This window comes from Ideonella sp., from assembly GCF_035254525.1.
GTDB lineage: Bacteria > Pseudomonadota > Gammaproteobacteria > Burkholderiales > Burkholderiaceae_C > Ideonella.
The window spans coordinates 1-4,330 of the sequence record NZ_DATFAN010000120.1 but is presented as its reverse complement, the minus strand read 5'-3'; the positions used below and the strand labels follow the sequence as shown (position 1 = coordinate 4,330).

The window sequence follows — 4,330 nt, the reverse complement described above, 5'->3', positions numbered from 1 at the left end:
CGCGTCAGCACCGTGGCCGGCACGCCCGGGGGGACTTGCGGCGGCGCGCTGGCCCACTCGGCTTCGGCCACGCTGAAGCCCGAGGCCACCTCGCCCACCAGCACCGCCAGCGCGTGTTCCAGCGTGGCGCGCTGGCGGTCGAGCGACAGCGCCTGCGATCGGGTCGAAGCGAGTTCGGTGCGTGCGCGGGCCAGGTCGAGCTCGGCGATGTCGCCGGCGCGGTAGCGGCGCTCGACGAGGTTCGCGGTCTCCTCGTGCGCCGTCACGGTCTGCCGCACGAGGCGGCGCTCGGCATCGAGTGCGCGCAGCGCGAAGTAGGTCTGCGCGACCTGCGCCTGCACCATCAGCCGCGTGCTCTGCAGCAGCGCTTCGCTGGCCTGGGCATCCAGCCGCGCGGCATCGCTGGCCCGGGCCAGGCGGCCGAACAGGTCGAGCTCGTACGACAGCGTGGCGCCGGCGTTGTAGACGGTGCCGGCCGTGCCCGAGGCCTGGGCCAGCGCGCCACCCTGGCGGTCCACCCGTGCACCGACGCCGAGCTGGGGCAGGCGGTCGGCATCGGCGGTGCGGACGAGGGCGTGGGCTTGGGCGAGCCGCGCCGCGGCGCGCTGGATGCTGGTGCTGTCGCGGTCGGCCTGTTCGACGAGCGCGTCCAGCGCCGGGTCGGCGAAGGCCTTCCACCAGGCGCCGCGCGGCGTGGCCTCGGCCGGCGGCGCGACCACCCAGCGGCCCTCGGCGGGCCCGGCTTCCTTGAAGGCCGCGGGCACGGCCGGTAGCGCGCGGGGCGGCTCGCTGGCCACGGTGGCGCAGCCGGCGAGCACCATGGCCACCAGCAGCGGCGCGAGTGAGCGTGTGAATCGTTGCTTCATGGTCGGGTTCTCATTCATGGTCGGCACGCGGTGCCGCAATGACGGGCCTCGCCGAGCCGCCGCCGGATCCGGCGGTGCCCGCGAAAGCCTCGAGGTGCGGCACGGCACCGTGCAGCTTGAGCGTTCGGTTGCCGGTGAGCTGGCGCAACAGCACGTAGAAGACCGGCGTGAGGAACAGGCCGAAGGCGGTCACGCCGATCATCCCGGTGAACACCGCGATGCCCATCGCGCGGCGCATCTCGGCACCGGCGCCGGTGGACAGCACCAGCGGCAGCACGCCCATCACGAAGGCCATCGAGGTCATCAGGATCGGGCGCAGCCGCAGCCGCGCGGCCTCGATGGCGGCCTGCAGCGGCGTTCGGCCGGCGAACTCGAGCTCGCGCGCGAATTCGACGATCAGGATCGCGTTCTTCGCACTCAGGCCCACCAGGACCATCAGCCCGATCTGGGTGAAGACGTTGTTGTCGCCGCGCGAGAGCCACACGCCCGTCATTGCCGCGAACAGGCCCATCGGCACGATCAGGATGATCGCCAGCGGCAGCGTCAGGCTCTCGTACTGGGCGGCCAGCACGAGGAAGACGAGCAGGATCGCCAGCGGGAACACCCAGGCGGCGGAGTTGCCGGCCAGGATCTCCTGGTAGGTCAGCTCGGTCCACTCGTAGCCGATGCCCTTGGGCAGCGTCTCGGCGGCGATGCGCTTGACGGCGTCCTGCGCCTGGCCGGATGAATAGCCCGGCGCGGGGCCGCCGTTGATGTCGGCCGAGAGGAAGCCGTTGTAGCGCATCGCGCGCTCGGGGCCGACGGTCGGGCCGATCTTCATCAGCGCCGACAGCGGCACCATCTCGCCGCTGGCCGAGCGCACCTTCAACTGGCCGATGTCCTCGGCCTTGGCGCGGAAGGCGGCATCGGCCTGCACGCGCACCGAATACGTCCGGCCGAACTTGTTGAAGTCGTTCACGTACAGGCTGCCGAGGTAGACCTGCATGGTGTCGAACACGTCGGTCACGGCCACGCCGAGCTGGCGCGCCTTGGTGCGGTCGATGTCGGCGTACAGCTGCGGCACGTTGACCTGGTAGCTCGTGAACAGGCCCGCCAGCTCCGGCGCGGCCTGCGCCTTGGCCATGAAGGCCTTCACCGCCCCATCGAGCGCGTCGTAGCCAAGCGAGCCGCGGTCTTCGAGCTGCAGCTTGAAGCCGCCGGTCGTGCCCAGGCCCTGCACCGGCGGGGGCGGGAAGATCACGACGAAGGCATCCTGGATCTGCGCGAACTGCTGGTTCAGCGCACCGGCGATCGCGCCGGCGCTGTTGGCGGCGCCCGGGCGTTCGTCGAAATCCTTCAGCGTCGCGAAGACGATGCCCGAGTTCGAGCTGTTGGTGAAGCCGTTGATCGACAGGCCGGGGAAGCTCACCGCATGCTCGACGCCGGGCTGCTTGAGCACGATGTCGCTCATGCGGCGGATCACGTCTTCGGTGCGGTCCAGCGTGGCGCCGTCGGGCAGCTGGGCGAAGCCGATCAGGTACTGCTTGTCCTGCGCCGGCACGAAGCCCTTGGGCACCAGGTGGAACAGGCCGAAGGTGGCCGCCGCCAGTGCGAGGTACACGCCCAGCATGACCGCCTTGCGCGAGATGGCCTTGGTGACGCCGCCGCTGTAGGCAGAAGCGCCACGGCGGAACACGCGGTTGAAGCCGACGAAGAAGCGGCCGAAGGCGCGGTCCATGCCGCGGGTCAGCGCGTCCTTCGGTGCGTCGTGGCCCTTCAGCAGCAGGGCGGCCAGCGCGGGCGAGAGCGTCAGCGAGTTGACCGCCGAGATCACCGTGGACATCGCGATCGTCAGCGCGAACTGGCGGTAGAACTGCCCCGTCAGCCCGCTGATGAAGGCCAGCGGCACGAACACCGCAATGAGCACCAAGGCGATCGCGATGATGGGGCCCGACACCTCGCGCATCGCGCGGTAGGTGGCGTCGCGCGGCGACAGGCCGGCCTCGATGTTGCGCTCGACGTTCTCGACCACCACGATCGCATCGTCGACCACGATGCCGATCGCCAGCACCAGGCCAAAGAGGCTCAGCGCGTTGATCGAGAAGCCGAACAGGTGCATCACCGCGAAGGTGCCGACCACCGACACCGGCACGGCCAGCAGCGGGATGATCGAGGCGCGCCAGGTCTGCAGGAACAGGATCACGACCACGACGACCAGCGCCACCGCCTCGAGCAGCGTGTGCACGACCGACTCGATCGAGGCGCGCACGAACTGGGTCGGGTCGTAGACGATCTCGTAGTCCACGCCGTCGGGCATGGTCTCCTTGATCTCCTTCATCGTGGCGCGCACGTTGTCCGAGATCTGGATCGCATTCGAGCCCGGCGCCGCGAAGATCGGCACCGCGACCGCTTCCTTGTTGTCCAGCAGCGAGCGCAGCGAGTAGCTCGACGCGCCGAGCTCGAGCCGCGCGACGTCGCGCAGCCGCGTGACCGCGCCGTCGGGCGTGCTCTTGACGATGATGTCGCCGAACTCGTCTTCGCTCTGCAGGCGCCCCTGCGCGTTCACCGACAGCTGCAGGTCCACACCCGCCAGCCCGGGCGAGGCGCCGACCACGCCCGCCGCGGCCTGGATGTTCTGGCTGCGGATCGCGGCGACCACGTCACCGGCCGACAGGCCGTGCTGCGCCACCTTCTGCGGGTCCAGCCAGACGCGCATCGAGTAGTCGCCCGAGCCGAACAGGCCCACGTCGCCCACGCCCTGCACGCGGGCGAGCCGGTCCTTCACGTTGAGCAGCGCATAGTTGCGCAGGTAGGTCGAGTCGTAGCGGCCGTTGGGCGAGAGCAGGTGCACGACCATCGTCAGGTCGGGCGAGCTCTTGACCGTGGTGAGGCCGAGGCGGCGCACCTCTTCGGGCAGGCGCGGCTCGGCCTGCGCGACGCGGTTCTGCACGAGCTGCTGCGCCTTGTCGGGGTCGGTGCCGAGCTTGAAGGTGACGGTCAGCGTCATCAGGCCGTCGGTCGTCGCCTGGCTGCCCATGTAGAGCATGCCCTCGACGCCGTTGACGGCTTCTTCGAGCGGCGTCGCGACGGTCTCGGCGATCACCTTCGGGTTCGCGCCCGGGTACTGCGCGCGCACCACCACCGACGGCGGCACGACTTCCGGGTACTCGGAGATCGGCAGGCTGCGCACCGCGATCAGGCCGGCGATGAGCATCAGCAGCGACAGCACGCCGGCGAAGATCGGCCGGTCGATGAAGAACTTGGACAGGTTCATGGTCGGGCCTCGATCAGGACTGGGCCGCGCCTTCGCGGCGCGCCTGGGTTTCGGGCTTCGCATCCATCGCGACCGGCTGCGGCTCGACCAGCGCGCCGGGGCGCACGCGCTGCAGGCCGTTGACGACGATGCGCTCGCTCGGCTTCAAGCCCGAGGTCACGATGCGCAGGCCGTTCACGTTGGCGCCCAGCGTCACCTCGCGGTAGGCGGC

Annotated in this window: 2 protein-coding genes and 1 pseudogene; all 3 read right to left on the bottom strand. The window is 70.4% G+C overall.

From position 1 onward, the window contains the following. The coding region (locus VJ693_RS12040; RefSeq protein WP_324154418.1) for a TolC family protein at positions 1 to 866 on the bottom strand (866 nt) is incomplete at its 3' end. Between the two features lie 10 nt (positions 867 to 876). Further along, the gene (locus VJ693_RS12035; protein ID WP_324154416.1) at positions 877 to 4,119 is read right to left on the bottom strand and encodes an efflux RND transporter permease subunit; all 3,243 of its coding nucleotides are present in this window, start codon (positions 4,117 to 4,119) and stop codon (positions 877 to 879) included. 13 nt (positions 4,120 to 4,132) lie between these two features. After that, positions 4,133 to 4,330, bottom strand: a pseudogene (locus VJ693_RS12030) (efflux transporter periplasmic adaptor subunit); the annotation flags it as partial.